We start from the raw sequence: 19253 nt of genomic DNA, 5'->3' as shown, positions 1-19253 counted from the left end.
CTTCTCCCCACCCTCACCCCCCCATTCCCCAAACTCTGCGTTCCAAAACGAAACTTTTTCAGTACAGTTAAGGCGAACTCCAGTTTTTTTGCTAATTTTGGCTAGAATTAGTGTTCAAAACTTGAAATCGCTAGTATATTTGTACTTATTTTGTGTTGTACTTAAGTTGACGCCGTTCTTCGAGCAGAGGTTGCGTGTACATTAAGCGTGTTGAGCTAACCCACTTCAAATCGTTTGGCGGCACGACGAGCGTTCCTCTGTTGCCAGGGTTCACGGTCATTTCTGGCCCCAATGGGTCTGGTAAGTCCAATATTCTTGATGCGCTGCTGTTTGCGTTGGGCTTGTCCAGTTCCAAGGGAATGCGAGCCGAGCGCTTGCCAGATTTGGTCAACCAAAATCAAACAGCCGGACGAGGGCGATCGATGGTGGAGGCCAGTGTTACCGTGACGTTTGCCATTGAACCGGGCGATCTGCGGGCATTGGAAGAAGACGAGCTAGACAGTCAGACTGCCGCTAGCGAAGAGGATGGGGAGCCAACCCTAGACGAGACAGAAGCATCGATCGATGTTAGCGATGGGCCCAATGGCAATGGGCACACCAGTAATGGACACACCACCGAGTTCGAGCCACAGACATCAGACCTACAAGCCCTGACCGAATGGACGGTGATGCGCAAACTGCGCGTTACTCAGCAAGGCACGTATACCTCGAATTACTATATCAATGGGCAACCCTGCACCCTGACGGAACTGCACGAGCAACTGCACAAGTTTCGTGTTTACCCCGAAGGCTACAACGTTGTCCTACAGGGGGACGTAACCAGCATCATCTCCATGAACTCGCGAGAGCGGCGCGAAATTATTGATGAGTTAGCGGGGGTGGCCGCGTTCGATCGCAAAATTATCCAGGCTAAGGAAAAACTGGATGCGGTGAAGGAACGGGAAGAACGCTTCCGCATTGTGGAAAAGGAATTGATCGAGCAGCGCGATCGATTGGCGCAAGATCGGATTAAAGCCGAGAAATATCAACGACTGCGAGCGGAACTGCAAGATAAAAGCCAGTGGGAAGCGGTGTTGGTGTGGCGGGGGCAAGAGCGGCAAGCGCAGCAGATCCAGGGACAAATTGAGGCGGGCGATCGGGCGATTGCCGCTCTCAACCATCAACTGGTTGCCCTCTCCAGTGAGATTCAACAGGCAACGGCTCATCTGGAGGAGCTAAACGCACGGGTGAAAGCTTTGGGTGAAGATGAACTGTTAGCCTTGCAAGCCACCCTAGCCACCCGCGAAGCCGAACTGCGGCAATTGCAACGCCAAGAACAAGAGTTGATTGCCTCTAGCCGCGATATTACGGTCAATCTGGAGCGTACTCAGCAGGATATTCAGGAACAGATTCAAATCCTAGAGCAAATTTCCCAAGAGCACCATCAGGTGGAAACTCAGGAGTTAGTATCGCTACGTCAAGCCAAGGAAGTTGCCCAACAGGAACTCGATCGCCGTCGGGAGTCCGCCAGCACGATCGCCGCTGCGTCGGAAGCTTGGGTGCAAGAACAAACCCGCCTGCGCCACCAAATTGAAGATTTGCTGAACATAATTGAACCGCAGCGCACCGAGCAGGTTCGGCTGCAAGAGCGATCGGCGCAACTGCAAACCAAAATCGCGGAGCAAGCGCAAGCCTTGGCAGCGGTGGAGGCTGAAACCACCGAAAAACAGCACGCCTACACTGATATCATTGGTCGCTTGGGAGAAGCACGCCAACAGGTGGATGCGCTGCAACAGTCGGTGATATCCGCCGAACGGGAACTACGCCTTCAACAGGAAACCCAAACTCGCCTGCTGCAAGAACAGCGTGAGAAACAGCGTCAGTTAGATAAGCTGGAAGCCCAAGCCCAGGCTTTGCAGGAGGCCCAAGGAACTGGTGTAATTCAACTGTTGCAAAATTCTGGACTATCGGGCATTTGCGGCTTGGTGGCGCAATTGGGTCGGGTCGATCCGCAGTATCAGTTAGCGCTGGAAATCGCCGCAGGTGGGAGGTTAGCCCATCTGGTGGTAGAAGATGACGGTGTGGCGGCGGCCGGAATTCAACTGCTGAAACGACAGCGTGGCGGCCGAGCCACGTTTCTTCCCCTCAACAAAATTCGATCGCCCCACTTCACGCCCCTGCCCCTATGGAATCGACCCGATGGTTTTGTGGACTATGCCAGCAATTTGATTGAGTGCGACGATCGCTATCGGGATGTGTTCGCCTACGTGTTTGGCAATACGGTGGTGTTTACAACGCTCGATGCCGCGCGGCGACAGATGGGCGAATACCGGATTGTCACCCTAGACGGAGAACTGCTAGAAACGAGCGGCGCCATGACTGGCGGTAGCGTCTCCTCACGTCAGGGAGCTTTGCACTTTGGCACTGTGGAACCCGCTGAATCGGCTGAAGCGATAGCCCTACGGGAACGTCTCCAGGAAATCGATCGCGTCTTATCTCGCTGTGAGCAGGCGATCGGTAAGGCAGCGCTGGACGTGAAGCAAGCCTCTCAAGCCCTGATCGAAGCCCGGCAACAGCATCGAGAAATTCAGCTTCAAGCCGAGCAGTTGCAAGCTCGCATTATGAGCCTGACAACGCAGGATGGTCAGCTTCGATCGCAGCTAGCTCAACAGCAGCAGGAACTGGCGACGGCCCAAACGCGCTTGCAGGCATTGGAACAGCAACTCCCAGGGCAGGAAACCAACCTACAACAGCTACGCCAAACGTTAGGGGAGTTAGAACAGTCCCAAACCCACAGCGAATGGCAGCAGATTCAAGCCAATATTCGCGTTCAGGAAGCAGAACTGAGTCAGCGGCAACTAGCGCTGCAATCAGCCGAACAGCGGCTTCAAGATCTCGACAACCAGCGGCATCGCATTCAGGAGCGCATCAATCAGGCTCGCGATCGACTGCAAGAATGTCGCACTCAACAGACCACCCTTCTGAATCAGCATTCAGCATTGGGCACTCAAGCGGCCACTCTGACCGAGCAAATTACTGAAACCCAAACAGCCCTAGCTGGACTAGACCAAACCCTAGCAGCCGAAAAACAGGAGCGCGATCGAGCAGAGCGACAACTGCGCGAGCAACAAACCCAACAACAGCAGTTGGAATGGCAGCGGCAGAAGACGATCGAAACCCAAGCCGCACAGCGACAACAGCAGGCAGACTTGCAGGAACAGCTAGCGGCTCAACGGGCAGAACTTCCCGATCCATTGCCTGAACTTCCCGAAAATTTGGCGCTAGAGCAATTGCAACAAGAATTGCGATCGATGCAAAAACGGTTACAAGCGATGGAACCCGTGAATATGCTAGCGCTAGAAGAATATGAGCGCACTCAAACTCGTCTGGAAGAATTGAGCGAAAAGTTGGGCACACTCGATGAAGAGCGATCAGAATTGCTGCTGCGAATTGAAAACTTCACAACTTTGCGGCGGCGAGCTTTCAAAGAAGCCTTTGATGCCGTCAACAAAAATTTTCAATCCATCTTTGCTGAACTTTCGGATGGCGATGGCTATCTGCAACTAGATAACCAGGAAGATCCCTTTGCTAGCGGACTGAACTTGGTGGCTCATCCCAAAGGAAAACCCGTGCGCCGCTTGGCTTCCATGTCGGGGGGTGAAAAATCTCTAACCGCCCTCAGCTTTATTTTTGCGCTGCAACGCTATCGCCCCTCTCCATTTTATGCATTTGATGAAGTGGATATGTTTTTAGACGGGGCAAACGTAGAACGATTAGCTAGAATGATTAAACATCAGGCACAGCAAGCGCAATTCATCGTGGTAAGTCTTCGCCGTCCTATGATTGAGTCGGCTCAACGCACGATCGGCGTCACCCAAGCACGGGGAGCCTACACACAAGTTCTGGGATTAGACTTACAGCCACAAAGTGCTTCTGTATAGCAGGTCACATTCTCTCATCGCCAGTCATGATGAAGATGACAGGACAGCCAAAGATCTGTCCTGTGAATGCGACAAGCCCTGGTATAATCCCGTGTAATCTTTCAATTAGGACTGATATCCAAACGCTTTGGATATCAGGGCAGAACACTGGATTATTTGCTGATAGATTATTTGCTGATATAGTAAGCAGCCTCGGGATCGGGACTCTAAAATGACCTTTGAACAATATTGTCAACGCGCTGATCTAATTGGAACGCAGGTGATCACCCGAGATGGTGGTAGAAGGCTGGGTATTGTTAGCCAAATTTGGGTTGATGTCGATCGCCGTGAGGTCGTTGCGTTTGGAATCCGTGCCAGTATGCTATCGGGCGTCCTCTCAAATATTCAACAGACGATGTTGCTCAGCAATGTCCGCCAGATTGGAGATGTGGTTTTGGTGGATGATGCTAACGTCATTGAGGATGATTTTAATACCGAAGCCTACAGTAAGCTAGTCGGCAGCGAAGTGATTACCGAGACAGGAGATATGCTCGGTAAGGTGCGGGGATTTAAGTTTCACACGGTTGACGGTCGGGTCGAGTCGATCGTGATTGCCTCGTTAGGCGTCCCTCAAATTCCCGATCAGCTAATCAGCACCTACGAACTGTCGATGGACGAAGTGGTCAGCAGTGGGCCAGATCGCCTCATTGTCTTTGAAGGAGCCGAAGAAAAGCTGAATCAACTATCGGTGGGCTTGTTAGAACGAGTGGGCATCGGTCGTCCACCCTGGGAACGCGATGATGTAGATTACTACCCCACCCCAACTTCCACCACCAATCAGTTACCGTCAGGGGTCCGAACCCCAGTCGAACCGATTCGTACTCGTACTCCGGTTGCTGAAGAAACTTGGGATGAAGATAATTGGCAAGAAGCTCAGGCCCGTCCGCAAGTGCGGGCTATGCGCGAACCCGAGCCGTTGCCCGAATATGAAGAAGCTAATTGGGACGATGCTCAAGATGTAGAGTACGAAGAAGTTCGGGTCGAGAATCGTCAGGTTGAATACGCAGTGCAAGAAGAGGAAGTCCCCAAAGATCCCTGGGAGGATGACGAAAATCCCACACCCTATCGCGCTCCTCAGGTGAATATTCCTGAGCGCAAGCGGGTGGTGGAGTACGAGGAAGAAACGGATTACTAGGGCAGTAAGTCTACAGGGACGCCGCCCTGTTCCATCGATTGCGTCAACGCGGCTAACACCGCGACTAGCTCTGCGCCGACCCATCCAGAAGAAATCTGAGAAGGACTATTCGCTTGGACGCAGTTAAGAAAATGAGCGCAGACAGCCTGAAGCGGTTCGATCGTCTCACACTCTAGAATGCGATGATGTTGATCAACGGGGGTGAATAGGCGATCGGTGCCTTCTAATCTGCCTTGAAATAAGGTCAGCGGTGTCGGTGCGAGTTCGTCAAACGTCAGGGTGCCTCGGCTCCCAACGATGCTGAGGCGGCGTTGTTTGTCAGCATTGGCCCAGCACAGATGAATTGTTGCTTGAAAACCGCTAGGATAAGTGAGCCGCACCCACACGAGATCTGATAGCCCTGTGGAAGTTGTTGCGATCGGCAATGAGGTATCCAGTTGCAGCCAGACTGAGCCTTGCGCTTGCACCTGAACGGGGGTTTGATTCAACCAGTTGTTAAAGATAGCAATATCGTGGATCGCTAAGTCCCATAGCGCATCTACATCGTAACGAACCGGGCCCAAGTGAGTTCGAGCCGCATACCCATAGCGCAAGTCTCCTAACTGCCCAGCTTGAACCGCACGCCGACCGCGTTGAATGGCTGGGTGAAACAGATAAGTATGGTCAACCACCAGCTGGCATTGCTGCTGAAGCGCTATCTGACAGAGTTCTTGAGCTTCACTAACGGTTAAGGTCAACGGTTTTTCAGCCAACACGTGTAACCCTTGTTCCAAGGCCGATCGAATCAAGGAGTAGTGGGTGACAGCGGGTGTGGCCACAATCACCGCATCGAGGTCGGGCAAGTTTAGAACAGATTGCCAATCGCTGCTCAATAGTGGCTCCTGCTCCGTCGATCGACAACTGAGAGTAGTAGCCAGAGCACTCAACCGATCGCTGCACGGATCAGCGATTGCCATCACCCGCGTCTGTGGATCAGTTAGAAGATTACGCAACAAATGCGTGCCCCAGCGCCCGACGCCCAAGAGCGCCACATTCATTTTTTCTCCCATAACCGCATCCACCACCAATCAACGCAGCGCTACGGTTATAGAATTCCCAAAACATCCAACAGCACACCGTTGAATTCATAAAAATCGTGTGATAAAAGACTACTGTGGTGGCTTTTGGGTCTCCTGCAAGGCTAGAAATGCAATTTGGGCAGCAGCTTGCTCGGCTGCTTTCTTCGACGGCCCTTTCCCCTTTCCCCACAATTTGCCTTGGAACCATACCTCTGCTACAAACCGCTCTAAATCTCCATAGGCTTGCCCCACTTCGGTGACTCGATATTCAGGCAAACGTTGATAATAGGCTTGTGTCCAGGCTTGTAGTGCGCCTTTATAGTTATTCAAGGCTGGGTCTTGGCAAATCGCTTCGGCTAGCTGCTGAAGGTGCGGATCAAGCCAAACTCGAATTAAATCTAAATTGTGCGTGCTGAGGTATAGTGCTGCGAGAACCGCCTCAAATGCTGCTGCTAATCGCGTTTCTCGTCCTGTTTTATCTGCCAAAGCACTGTTTGCTGCTAGCAAGAACCGATCGAAGCCATAGCGATCGGCAATTTGAGACAACAGGCGATCGCTCACCAAGGCACTGCGAATGGCTGAAAGCTGACCTTCAGGCGAATTAGGATAGAACTCAAACAGAAATTCTGCGGCGGCTAACCGAATGACCGCATCTCCTACAAACTCTAAGCGCTCGTAGTTGGCATCGGGGGCGATCGTGGGATGGGTTAAGGCTAAGTCCAATAAGTCCCACCGAATCGGCGCAGGGGATGGGATACCCAGTCGGTCAATAAACTGGCGCAATTGCTTGTCACGACGCGGATCGGAAATCACAGATGGGTGGGGAAGAGGGAACAGGGGACAGGGAGTCGGGAATTGGGGGTTGAAAGCCAGAGTAACAACCTCGTCTATCCGGTTATTCTCTTTTATGCTTAAAGCTTACTGGGGAGAACTAAGTGGATGTTTGTGGGCGAAGAACTCCATGCTGTAGTCAATAACTTTTAGTCCAAATAGTTGCTTTACCACGGTAAGGTGATGATTTCAACTGGCAGTTCTACCCTAACATCAAACAGCTACCTATTATCTAAACAATAAACATGGGAATGGGATCAAGATTGGTGACTGTAAAGACAACTTTCGGCTCGTTCAACTCGCTCAAGAATACCTAATTTGGGAGCCATAAAATTCAGTCCCTTCAGCCGTTTTGAGACCTGTGTCATCTTATGCTACTCAAAATTCGTAATAATGCGCACCTGTTCTGAGTTGGCTCTACTGATTCAGGAAATAATTCCTCATAGTCGTAATGAGCATGAATAAATATAAATACTGTGACTGATTTAGTTCGGCTTCTTACACAATGAAACTTAGACAGCACGAAACCAGATAACAAAAACCCGATCGCTGTAGGTGTCTTTATGGACGCTCACGACCTCCTGAAGCGCTATGCCGCAGGAGAACGCAATTTCAATACGGTTGATTTAAGTGGCATTACTTTACCGCGAGCCAACCTTAGCGGCATCAGTTTAAAAAAAGCAATTTTGTTTGAGGCAACGTTAAGCAATGCCCAGTTCATCGAAGCAGATTTAACAGGTGCGGTTCTGAGGCAAGCAGACTTGTCAGGGGCATGTTTGAGTGGGTCCAGATTAGCTGGAACTGATTGCTTTGAAGCCAATTTCACTCAGGCAGACCTTAGCGGCAGCAACCTCTGGAGGGCTAAATTCAGAAAAGCAGAGTTGAGCCGAGCAGATTTGACTGGGGCGCATCTCCACGAAGCCAATTTCACTCAGGCAACTTTAACGGGAGCGAATTTAAGCCGCATAGATTGTAGCCAAGCCAATTTTACGGATGCTATTTTGTCTGAAGCCAAGCTTAATCGGGCGGTGGGGCGAAACGCTTCCTTCATCCGGGCTACGATGCGGGCTGCCGACTTGGAATGCGCCGATTTCACAACTGCCAATCTGGTCGAGGTAGATCTCGATCGGGCAAATCTGGAAGCGGTCAACTTCACTGCGGCTAACTTACGGCAAGCTAATTTAGAGGGAGCTAATTTGACTGGAACAAACCTGCAACGGGCAAATTTAATTCAGGCAAAACTGATGTTGGCAGGAATGCGAGGGGTCAGATTAGATTGGGCAGAACTGATTGTGGCGAATCTGACAGAAGCCGATCTCAGTTGGGCCAGTTTACAAGGAACAAACTTGAGTGGTGCTGTTCTGCATGGCGCTATTTTGACCGATGTTGATCTCAGTTCGGCAATTCTACGAGGGGCAAACTTAGAAGATGCCAAAGTTAAACCACTGCATCTGGGGCAGCCCAACGTAAGTTGGTTAATTTTGCCGCAAAGCGTTGCGCATGAGTCTCATTTGCCCGGTTGGTAGCCAAGCACGTCAAAAAGAGTGGTGCTGAATTTCAGAGAAAATGGGGAACTTTACCACTAAAACGAGGTCAGTACAATTGTTGGTGCAATCTCTTAAGGTGAGACGCACTTGGCGAGACCCACTTGGCGAGACTACGAGGATTAGCTGCTACAGGCTGCTGAGGCTTCCATTGCAGTTGGTCTGTCGATAAGCTCGTGTTTCAACGATCGCCGATTGGTGCTTATCCCTGGTTTTGGAGGAATTTAGTTCAATGCTATCTTCAAAAGCTTGGCAGTCTCGAACTGCTCTATTTTTGGCTCTCGGATTTACCTCAACACTGGCTCTACCGTTGACATTCACTGAATCTGGAGTTGCATCTCCCAGTCCCTATCTTGTCGGGCAACGCTTCCCAGACTCTTGGCGCAGCAGCCTGCCTGCGGGAACTCCGATTCCAGTGAGATATGAAAATGATGATGCCGATCGAATTTTGGTGACACCCGATGAAACCGCTTCTGTCACTCTAATTGTGACTCGTGATATCGTCAACAGTAGCCGCAGAGTGGTCATTCCAAGAGACAGCGAAATTACGGGTGAATTACGTCCGGCTAGAGGTGGAACGCAGTTTGTAGCGGAATCCATTACCCTTCCCAATGGAACCAATCGGCGAATCGATGCAGTATCGAATATTGTCACTGAAACGGATGTAATCAGCAGACGTGACAATCCAGATATTCTGCGAGGTGCAGTTGTGGGTGCAGCCGCCGGAGCCATTCTAGGAGAAATCTTTGGTCGTATTGACTTTCTGGAAGTGTTAGCTGGAGCCGGAGTAGGCGTTTTGGCTGAGATCTTCTTGTTACGTAATCGCCGGGAAGTGGAAGTAGTTGTCGTTCGTCCTAACGAGTTAGATGTGCGGCTACAGTCCGATTTCACGCTCAACTGATGGTAGGGCAATTGATGTTAGGGTTTGTCTACCATTTCAAGACTTATGCATTTGTCCCCTAAATTCCCTCAATCTCGAGGATTTTAGTTCGGTTCTCTTAAATTTAGGGATTGGGGGCAAAAAGCGTTGAATTGTGTCAACCCTCTATTCGTAGGGGCAGTTGAATTGTAAACGTTGTTTGATTCAATCCACTGTCTACATGAATTCGTCCTTGCAATCGGTGTAGCAATTTCTTGACCAAAGCTAATCCTAATCCTGTTCCTCCGTGTTTCCAAGGATCATTATTGGGAATGCGGTAGAAGTTTTCAAAAATTAGGTATTGCTCGTGTTTAGGAATTTCTACGCCGGTATTGGTTACACTCAGCCATAGCCAAGGTTGATTTGCTTGTGAAGCACAGTGAATATTAGCTTCTGTATTCGGTATTGCTTCCAGTAAGATTTCTGGTTCGGCCGCTGTCTCTACGGTAGCGGCAACAATAATTCGCGCTCCTGGTGGACTGTATTTACAGGCATTATTGAGAAGTTCTGTGAATACTCGTTCTAGATCAGACAGATCGGTTGTCAGGGTGGGCAAATCGTTGAGCAAATGGAACTCTAGTTGCTGCTGTTGGCGATGGGCAAGCTCGACAAACGGTTCGGCAATATGAGGAATCCAAATGTTGGGATCGATCGTCATTAGCATCAGTGGCTCAGTTCCAGCATCCAACCGTGAGAGATCGAGCAAGTCGTTAATAAGACGAATTTCTCGATCGCATTCGTCTTGGAGGATGTGAAAATACCGCTCAATTTTTTGCAGATCTAACCCGGTAGAGCGAGACGGATCTGTAACGGTAGTTTCCCACCGCTGGTGCGATCGGGTCGCTAAGACGGCACTGGGTGTTGTCTCAAACAACAACACCTCCAGCATTTGCGTCGCCATCTTAATGCTAGACATAGGGGTGCGCAATTCGTGGGAAACCGTACTAAGGAAATCATCCTTCAGCCGATTTAACCGCTCTAATTCTTGTACTTGAGCTTGTGCCGCTTGATACAGTCGAGATTGCCGGAGCGCGATCGCGCATTGATTAGCAACCTGTTGAGCCAACCGAATTTCTAAAGTATCGAAGACTGCCTCCGACGCTTTGAACAGCCACATATCGCCTATAACCTGACCATTATCAATCATAGGACAGGCAAGAATAGCGAACCCCGATCGAGGCACTTCGGAAGGATTGTCCGGTATACGAGGGTGGCAAAACTGTGCAGGTCGCCCTTGCAGCAATTGCCGATACAAATCTGGTAAATCAGACATTGGCAATGCCCGACCATGCGCCGTCGGCAGTTCCGTTTCTATATGTTCAAAACAGATAGTGGAAATTTGTTTTTCCAAGTCATAAAGCGCCGTACCACAGCCATACAACGTGAGTCCTTGCGTTAATTCTGTTACAGCCGATTGCAAAATTTGCTGTTCATCGAGGCTATCGCGAACGCGATCGGTCATACGTTTAAGCAAAGCTTCAAATTCCAATGCTTTTTGCAACTGAGCAGTGCGAAACTGCACTAAATCTTCTAGCTGTTCGTTGAAGTCCTGAATTTCTGTATAAAGCTGGGATTGTTGAATGGCAATTCCTAATTGATTGGCCACCGCCCGAACCAAGTCCAGTTCCCATTCTTGCCATTGCCACTGCGGATCACAACGATTGAGACTCAAACTTCCCCATACGATGTCTCCCACATTGAGGGGCACTAACACCCACGATCCTGGATATTGCTGTGCTAGGGGTTGATTAGTACAATCAGCCTCTTTGCCGTAGTCTATCACCTGCACAATTTGATTCGCTTTTAGCTGAGCGGCGATCGAATTGTTGGTATCGGGAATACGCAGTCCCAAGGCATTGGGCAAATTAGCGGTACGGCGATAGCTCGATACATTCAGCCAAATAGCTTGATCCGGTAAATATTGAACAATTTCAGCCCGATCGACCTGAAGCAAAGATCCCACTTCGGACGTGGCTGTCGCAAAAATCGTATTGAGATCTAACGAATTGCGAATATCTTGAATCACTTGATTGAGAGCCTGCTCTCGTTGGGCTTGTTGTTGAAGCTGTTGATAAAGATTGGCTTGATAAATCCCGATCGCCAGTTGGGTGCTTAGCTGTTGTAACAGCAACCAATTAAACTCTTGCCAGCGACGGGGTTCTGTACACTGATGAGCAGCTAATAATCCCCATAGTTCTTGTCGCACCAAAATCGGCAACACCAACGCTGCTCGGACATTGAGGTTCATCAACAGGTCTTGATAGCAAGGCGTTAGATTGGCAGCGGTTACATCATCAATCCAGTGAATGCGTCCGTTGCGATAGGGATCTAGCATTGACCCGCCAAAACAGGGGTCGTGAATGACTCGATTAAGCAGTGAAAAGGTAGAATCACTGACTGATTCTGCTACTATCTGTCCGCTCCAATCGCTGTGAAACTGATAGATCACCACGCGATCGACCTGCAAGAAGTGGCGAACTTCTTTTACCGCGATCGTGAGAATTTGCTGCAAATCTAGAAAGCGACGGATATTGTGGGCAATTTTGGCAATGAGGCGTTCGCGTTCAATTGCCTGCTGTTCTCGCAATAGGGCTTCTTGCAAATGGCGTTCTGCTTGTTTGCGTTCGGTGATATCTTTGGCAAGCGTTAAGATGCAATCGCGCCCGTCTAGCGTAATGATTTCGCAAGAGGCCAACAGTGTCTTCGTGTCACCCTGCTTAGTGCGACAACTACATTCAAAGTTACATAATTCGCGGCTACTTTTTAATAAGCTAATGGCATTAGCCCGCTCAACCGAGCTAACCCACATTCCCAATTCCAAACTAGTGCGCCCAAGTACTTCCTCGCGAGTAAACCCAAACAGACCTAAGAAGCTATTATTTGCATCTAAAAACTTTTCACTCTCTAAATCGATCAGTGACATCGCATCGGGGCTAAATCGAAACGCTCGCGAAAATCGCTGTCGAAACCGTTCCTCATAGGCTTGTAGCACCAATTCATCAGGAGAAACGGCGGCAGTTACCGTAGGTTTAGTTACCGACTCTTCTAGCTCGGAAACTCGACTTCGCAATCTTTCCAGTTCGGCCATCAACTGCTCGCGAGACATATCAGCGTCAGGAGCATTATGGGATTGATGGGCGTGCTCTAACGGAGGCTCTAGAGGGTTCTCTGTCATTGCTGCTTCCCCAGAAATTATCGAGGTCAGTGCGTAAAAACTAGTACTACAAGCTGAGTTTCAGATAAACTGAGTGTCAGAAAACTCGGCAATCAAGGAAACGGAGTCAAGCGATCGAGGGCTTATCACACATGACACGACGATCGGATGTGGGCTGGCTCTGAGCGTTGAGTGATGCTGCAACTTCAGCCTGAACAGGTAAAGTGCTCGACAATTAACTGCCGAAACAGAACCACTACAGGATTCATCAACAAGATCCATCAAACAAGATCCATCAAACAAGATCCATCAAACCGATTGGTCCATCAAACGAACTCTTAGGCAGAGCCTTTTGCCACAGAAAGTAGGGCAAACAACGCAGCCCGCATCAAGCAATAATCTTACGAATCGTAATCAATTGGCGATGAAGTGCCGAGAAGCTTTTTTAAAGTTTACAAACTTTTTTAAAGTCTCCAAACGCTTGTTAGGCAGCCTACTACCGCTATCTTAACGGACTCCTTCCGCTCTAGCGAAATTAAGTGCAAACGCTCAAATCTAGGCATCCTCTGTTGCAGTCCTGACTCGATCACGATGTAGACTTCCTGATCGAGTTAGTAGGACCAAACAGATCTTCTTCCCCTAGTGCCACCATTATAGGAATGACTGAACTGCCCCATATACTCATATAAAATGAGTCAGGCGATGATGGGTTCAGTTGAACAGATTGCCTCACCTACGCAACCAGTCGCACAAATTTGCGCTTACCTACCTGCAATACTTTCCCCTCCAGTTCATCCGCACTTTCAAATGTCCGATCGACGGCTTTGACAGGCTCCCCATCTAGCCGCACGGCTCCTCCCTGAATTTGCCGTCGCGCTTCGGAACTGCTGCTGCATAACCCAGCCGCATTGAGAATATAGAACAGCTTGGCGGGAAATTGAATGGACGCCAGGGAGAATGCTACCGCATTGGCTGCATCTTCGGGACGGCCTCCGGCCACGGCCCTGGCCGCTTGTTGGGCAGTCAGGGCTGCTTCTTTGCCGTGATACTGTGTGGTAACTTCAAGCGCCAGTAGTTCTTGTCGATCGCGGGCCTTTTCAGGCAGTTGGTCTAGCGGCAAATCTGTCAACAATTCAAAATATTGCTCCACTAAATGATCGGGTGTTTTTTGTAATTTGTTATACATATCCTGAGCGCTATCGAGTAACCCCACATAGTTGCCCAAGGATTTCGACATTTTCTGCACCCCGTCTGTCCCAACCAAAATCGGCAACAGCAAGCCAAACTGCGGCGGCTGCCCAAAATGCCGCTGAAGATCGCGCCCGATCGCCAAGTTAAATTTCTGATCTGTGCCGCCCAGTTCTACGTCTGCCTCTAGCGCCACCGAATCGTAGCCCTGCATCAGTGGGTAGAGGAACTCGTGGATGTAAATCGGGTTCTCTTTAGCATAGCGTTCGGCGAAGCCTTCTTTTGCAAGCATCTGCCCCACCGTGGTTGTAGCTAGGATCTCCAAGATTTGGGCTAGATCTAACCCCGAAAGCCATTCGGAATTGTAGCGGATCTCTAATTTTTCCGGTGAAAAATCTAGAATAGGACGCACTTGATCGAGATAGGTTTGGGCGTTGGCTTTCACTTGTTCGGCAGTCAGTTGCTTGCGGGCTTCCGATTTACCGCTGGGATCGCCAATGCGAGCCGTAAAGTCACCGATTAGGAGAATCGCCTTATGTCCAGCGTCTTGAAACGCTCGCAGTTTGCGAATGACAATACTATGCCCCAGGTGAATTTCGGCTCCGGTAGGGTCAATGCCAAACTTAATCCGCAAGGGACGATCGGTCTTCTCAATCCGAGCCGCCAAATTTTCGTTCGGATCGGCAGAATTTGGCTGATTTGGAAAGATTTCGCTTGTTCCTCTATAGAGCCACGAAAGAGATTGCGTTACAGTTTGAATGGAATCAGAAGCCATACTTGGCACATTGTTCACTAAATTCGTTACACTCACTGCCAATTAGATACAACATTTACATACAACAATTCTGGTGTGGTTTTCCACCCAGCAACCAACCTACTATAATTGCAACACGCTTGAGGAAGTAACACGGCTGTGTCATCTAATCCTGTCAGATCAAACCAGATCAATCCGTCTACGCCGTCGCGGCAACCTGGAAAGGGCAAGTCTGCCAATTCGGTCATGAACTATTGTGTGGGTGTTGCTCAAGCAACAGCCGGCACGCTGTTGACCCTGACAATGTTGACCAGTTCTGTGGTGGCCGGGGGGCTGGTTGGGTTGGCGCTGAGTTTCCGTAATTTGCCGGATGTGCGCTTGCTGCGAAATTATATCCCGTCTGAAACCAGTTATATCTATGATGCCAACGGCACACTACTCTCGAGCATTCACGATGAGGCCAACCGTGAGGTCGTGGATCTCGATGAAATTTCGCCGGACTTAAAGCGAGCAGTGCTGGCGATCGAAGACAGTTACTTTTTCTCTCATCACGGCATTAATCCTTCCAGCGTGGCACGAGCATTTCTGGCTAATCTCAAAGAAGGTGAGACGGTGGAAGGGGGTTCGACCGTCACGATGCAGTTGGTCAAGAATTTGTTTCTCTCGCCCGAGCGATCGGTGAGTCGCAAGTTGGCAGAGGCGGTGTTGGCGTTGCGCCTAGAGCAGGTGTTCTCCAAAGATCAGATTTTGGAAATGTACCTGAATCAGGTGTACTGGGGACACAATAACTATGGCGTCGAAACAGCGGCGAGGAGCTATTTCAATAAACCCGCGTCCGATTTAACCCTGGCCGAAGCGGCGATGATGGCGGGTTTGATTCAAGCTCCAGAAGAATATAGCCCCTTTGTTAATTACCAAACGGCTAAGCAACGCCAAGCGATCGTGCTCGATCGAATGCAGCGGCTCGGTTGGATTTCGGCTGAAGATGAAACGATCGCCAAGGGACAACCAATTCTGTTAGGACAAATTACCTCCTTCAGCGGCAGCCAAGTTCCTTACGTTACCGATGCGGTGGTGCAAGAATTGACCGAGCGGTTTGGACAGGATGCGGTGTTGAAGGGCGGAATGCGGGTACAAACCACGATCGACCTCAACATGCAGCGCTTGGCCGAAACCGTAGCCCGTGACGGGTTGGCCTCGGTGCAGTATCAAGGGGTGTATGCCGATCAAATTTCCCTGGTTGCTGTCGATCCGCGCACCCACTTTGTCAAGGCGATGGTGGGCGGGGTGGATTATGAGCAAAGCCAATATAATCGCGCGATACAAGCCCTCCGACAGCCCGGATCAGCCTTTAAACCCTTTGTGTACTACACCGCTTTTGCTACGGGCAAGTATGACGCCAACACCACCATTATGGACACGCCAGTCAGTTATCCCGATGGCGATGGCTACTACACACCGCAAAACTATGACGGCAGCTTTGGTGGGGCTATGTCGATTCGGCAAGCTTTAGCCGTGTCGCGCAACATTCCAGCTATTCGCTTGGGACAAGAAGTCAGCATTAACCGAGTGATTGAAGTTTGCCGCACGCTGGGAATCAAGAGTCCGATGGAACCAGTCACCTCACTCCCGTTGGGAGCCGTCGATCTGACGCCCTTGGAAATGGCCGGAGCCTATGCCACCTTTGCCAACAATGGCTGGCATTCAGATACCACTACGATTGTGCAAGTGTTAGACTCCCAGGGCAATGTATTACTCGACAACACGCCCAATCCTCAACTGGTGCTTGATCCATGGGCAGCAGCCACCCTTAACGATGTGCTGCAATCGGTCATTACTAGTGGTACAGCCACCGCTGCCCGCATCGATCGTCCAGCGGCTGGCAAAACAGGAACGACCTCCTCGGAGCGCGATATTTGGTTTGTAGGATATGTGCCACAGCTTTCCGTTGCCGTATGGATTGGACGCGATGACTATGGCCCACTGGGCATTGGTGCGACGGGTGGAACTTACGTGGCTCCGATTTGGCGTAACTTTATGTTGCAAGCCCTACAAGGCGTTCCGGTGGAAAACTTTAAGCCAGCGGCGAATTTTGTGCGTCCATAGACGTGCATGGGTAAGTGCATGGGTAGAAGAGTAACTAGAAACCCAACTGACCGAAGGCCAACACCGTAAAAACCTGAACAGGATGGACAAGGTAATAAAGCCTTTGTCTCTGCCTTTTAAACTGGTGTTACAGTTGAATGTTGCTGTGTCTACTTCCCATTGCGGTATGCGCCCCCGCCAAGGTTTGGTTGAGTTATTTTCCACCTTTCTAGCTTTTGATGCCGATCGCGTTCAGGGATGGGTCGCTGATGCAAGGTTGCGGCGTCGAATGGAACGCTGTTTGACTGAATCAGCCTCGCCTCCTACGTCCGATGCTTTCTGGGGAGTGTACTGGCACAAAGCCTGGCAAACCCAAACCGATCGCCTGGCCCGTGATCATTTGGCTGCCTATGTGCAAGAGGTTTGCTATTGGGTTGCCCACAAAGCAACCGCCTATTTAGAGCGATCGCCTGATACAATCTCTGACTGTTTTCAAACCACGATCGCACAACTCGACAAAGTATTGCAGGGGTTTGATGCTAAGCGCCATTTTTCCTTCAAAAGCTACGCTAATCTTAAGTTCAACAGCCTGCTGAAAGACACCCTGCGGCAGCGGCGAGTGGTTGACATTTGCACCCCTTGGGCGCTGTTGCTGAAACTAAGCAAACGTCGCTTGGTGGAGGCGCTACAAACCGCAGGAGTATCGGCTGACACAACACAGCGCTATGTGTTGGCGTGGGACTGTTTCAAGGCACTGTATGCCCCGGCTGCTCCTGCAACCAGTACGCGCAAACTTTCTAAGCCCAATCGCACCACCTGGGACGCCATCACCACCCTTTATCATCAACGAGCAGCCCAGTTGACCGATCGATCGCGGGTCTCGCCCGATACCCTCGAGCAGTGGTTGATGACTTGTGCGACTGCCGCCCGACAGTATCTTTATCCCACTTGGGTGTCGATGAATGCTCCCAAACCCAGACAAGAGGATAGTGAATTTCTCGATGCCTTGGGACAACTGGATACCGACACTACCCTGGCTGGCTTAGAAGCTCAGGAAACTAGGCTGCAAGCCGATCAAGTCAGTCAAGTGTTGCAAGTGGCGATCGATCAATTAGAGCCATCCGCACAAACGCTGCTGCATTTGTACTATGTGCAAGGCCTAACGCAACAACAGATTGCGCAACAGTTGGGGGTGCAACAGTACACCATCTGTCGCCAAATTAGCCGGATCAAACGATCGCTGCAACGTCGGCTGCTGGAATGGAGCCAAGAGACCTTGCATAATTCTGCCAACCTTGACGTACTTGAATCCGTGAGCACAGCTTTAGATGAATGGCTGTCTGTTCACTTGGCTAGTTCACTTGGCTAGTCATTGACCCGGTCAACCCCAAAACAGGAAGCGAAAGGATGATATCTCCCGTGTTTGCAGCAGAACCCACCGACATTTATCTGACGCCCTCCCCAACAGCATGGCAGCAGGTAGCTCCATTATGCTCTCGATCGAGTCGTCGTTGGATGGCTCAGATCCATCAACTTTGCCTAGATGCCGTTTTGCAATGGCTACGGACAGACTATCCGCGGGCGATCGCAACTCCTATCAACCAAGTCAGCTATTGGGAATTTGTGGATGGCTGCGCCGTCGAGTTGGATCGCACTACCCATCCGTTGCGGCTGGTGTTCATTCCCAGTACCGCCCTCGACACTAGCGAGTTGCGGGTGGCACAGGAATGGGTCGATCTTCCCAGTTGGGTCGGGCATTGTTACTTACCAGTACAAGTGGAGCCGGATGACGGTTGGATGCGGGTTTGGGGATTTGTCACTCATCGGCGATTAAAGCAGCAAGGGGTCTATGATGCGGGCGATCGCACCTATGCAGTTACTGCCGAGCAACTGATTCAGGATATGAATGTGTTGTGGGAAGCCTATGAGTTATGCCCCCAAGAATTGGCGCAAGTTCCCTTGGCTGCCTTACCGCCTCTATCCTTGGCTCAAGCCGAGAATTTGATTGCACGCTTGGGGTCTCCAGAAATCGTGTTACCACAGTTTGAACTTCCCTTTGCCCAGTGGGGAGCATTGTTGGAGCATGGAGGCTGGCGACAACGGCTGTATCAACGACGGGTGGGCTTGCCAGAACAGTGGTCAGTGCGGCAATGGCTAACGGTTCAGGTGTCGCAACTGGCAGAGCAGGCTGGTTGGGAGCGGATTGAAGTTGGCTCGATGGCAGGGGCACGCGGCAGCGGCGATCGAACCTCCTCGGTCTTGCTCTCGCGATCGCTCCACATTGCCGAGCAATCCTATCAATTGCAAATTTTTCCGGAAGGGGCAATGGAGCAGAATATCTGGCGATTTGAATTGCGGCGATTGCCCACTTCAGCAGAAACGGACTCTCCGTCTATTCCTCAAGGTACAAAATTGCGATTACTGACCGAAGATTTGCAGCCATTTGACAATAACGAAGCGACGGCTCAGACAACGGTCGATCGGCTGTACATCGTAGTAGCACTGACTCCTGGCGAAGGCTTGGTGTGGGAAGTGGAACCAACACCAGAGGGTTATCAGCGCGAGATTTTACGGTTTTGATCAACGATATCCCCACCAAAACGTATTTTTTACTTCACAATAGGGG

At 50.4% G+C, this 19253-nt stretch carries 11 protein-coding genes; 7 read left to right on the top strand and 4 right to left on the bottom strand.

All coding sequences use genetic code 11. The features are described 5' to 3' along the window. Positions 1-194 precede the first annotated feature (194 nt). Both smc and OXH18_RS08175 read left to right on the top strand, forming a co-directional pair. The gene (gene smc, locus OXH18_RS08180; RefSeq protein WP_268612021.1) at positions 195-3920 is read left to right on the top strand and encodes a chromosome segregation protein SMC; all 3726 of its coding nucleotides are present in this window, start codon (positions 195-197) and stop codon (positions 3918-3920) included. 211 nt (positions 3921-4131) lie between these two features. Then, complete coding sequence (locus OXH18_RS08175; protein ID WP_268612020.1) at positions 4132-5094, top strand: PRC-barrel domain-containing protein; 963 nt, start codon at positions 4132-4134, stop codon at positions 5092-5094. Here OXH18_RS08175 and OXH18_RS08170 read toward each other — a convergent pair. Continuing rightward, positions 5091-6143, bottom strand: coding sequence for a Gfo/Idh/MocA family protein (locus OXH18_RS08170; protein ID WP_268612019.1), 1053 nt, complete (start codon positions 6141-6143; stop codon positions 5091-5093). The two genes, OXH18_RS08175 and OXH18_RS08170, sit on opposite strands and share 4 nt — an antisense overlap. Positions 6144-6242: 99 nt before the next feature. Then, the gene (gene rnc / locus OXH18_RS08165; RefSeq protein ID WP_268612017.1) at positions 6243-6965 is read right to left on the bottom strand and encodes a ribonuclease III; all 723 of its coding nucleotides are present in this window, start codon (positions 6963-6965) and stop codon (positions 6243-6245) included. Between the two features lie 581 nt (positions 6966-7546). Here rnc and OXH18_RS08160 point away from each other — a divergent pair. Both OXH18_RS08160 and OXH18_RS08155 read left to right on the top strand, forming a co-directional pair. Then, the gene (locus OXH18_RS08160; RefSeq protein ID WP_268612015.1) at positions 7547-8509 is read left to right on the top strand and encodes a pentapeptide repeat-containing protein; all 963 of its coding nucleotides are present in this window, start codon (positions 7547-7549) and stop codon (positions 8507-8509) included. A gap of 250 nt (positions 8510-8759) precedes the next feature. Next, positions 8760-9428, top strand: a complete 669-nt coding sequence (locus OXH18_RS08155) for a hypothetical protein (protein ID WP_268612014.1) — start codon at positions 8760-8762, stop codon at positions 9426-9428. Positions 9429-9564: 136 nt separating this feature from the next. Here the strand turns inward: OXH18_RS08155 and OXH18_RS08150 are convergent, their stop codons facing one another. Together OXH18_RS08150 and tyrS are read right to left on the bottom strand one after the other, a co-directional pair. Then, positions 9565-12621, bottom strand: coding sequence for a GAF domain-containing protein (locus OXH18_RS08150; RefSeq protein ID WP_268612012.1), 3057 nt, complete (start codon positions 12619-12621; stop codon positions 9565-9567). 712 nt (positions 12622-13333) lie between these two features. Continuing rightward, positions 13334-14563 (bottom strand): tyrosine--tRNA ligase, encoded by a 1230-nt coding sequence (gene tyrS / locus OXH18_RS08145; RefSeq protein ID WP_268612011.1) that lies wholly within the window; start codon positions 14561-14563, stop codon positions 13334-13336. Between the two features lie 138 nt (positions 14564-14701). On the opposite strand from tyrS, the gene OXH18_RS08140 reads away from it, so the two are divergent. The 3 genes from OXH18_RS08140 (at position 14702) to OXH18_RS08130 (ending at position 19207) form a co-directional block, all read left to right on the top strand. Then, positions 14702-16648, top strand: coding sequence for a transglycosylase domain-containing protein (locus OXH18_RS08140; RefSeq protein ID WP_390904354.1), 1947 nt, complete (start codon positions 14702-14704; stop codon positions 16646-16648). 103 nt (positions 16649-16751) lie between these two features. Continuing rightward, positions 16752-17996, top strand: a complete 1245-nt coding sequence (locus tag OXH18_RS08135; RefSeq protein ID WP_268612010.1) for a sigma-70 family RNA polymerase sigma factor — start codon at positions 16752-16754, stop codon at positions 17994-17996. 38 nt (positions 17997-18034) lie between these two features. Next, positions 18035-19207, top strand: a complete 1173-nt coding sequence (locus tag OXH18_RS08130; RefSeq protein WP_268612009.1) for a DUF1822 family protein — start codon at positions 18035-18037, stop codon at positions 19205-19207. Positions 19208-19253: the final 46 nt, after the last annotated feature.

Source organism: Thermocoleostomius sinensis A174 (assembly GCF_026802175.1).
In the GTDB taxonomy this organism is placed as follows: Bacteria; Cyanobacteriota; Cyanobacteriia; order Elainellales; family Elainellaceae; genus Thermocoleostomius; species Thermocoleostomius sinensis.
The sequence above is the reverse complement of the archived record's forward strand: the minus strand, read 5'-3'. Positions and strand labels throughout refer to the sequence as shown.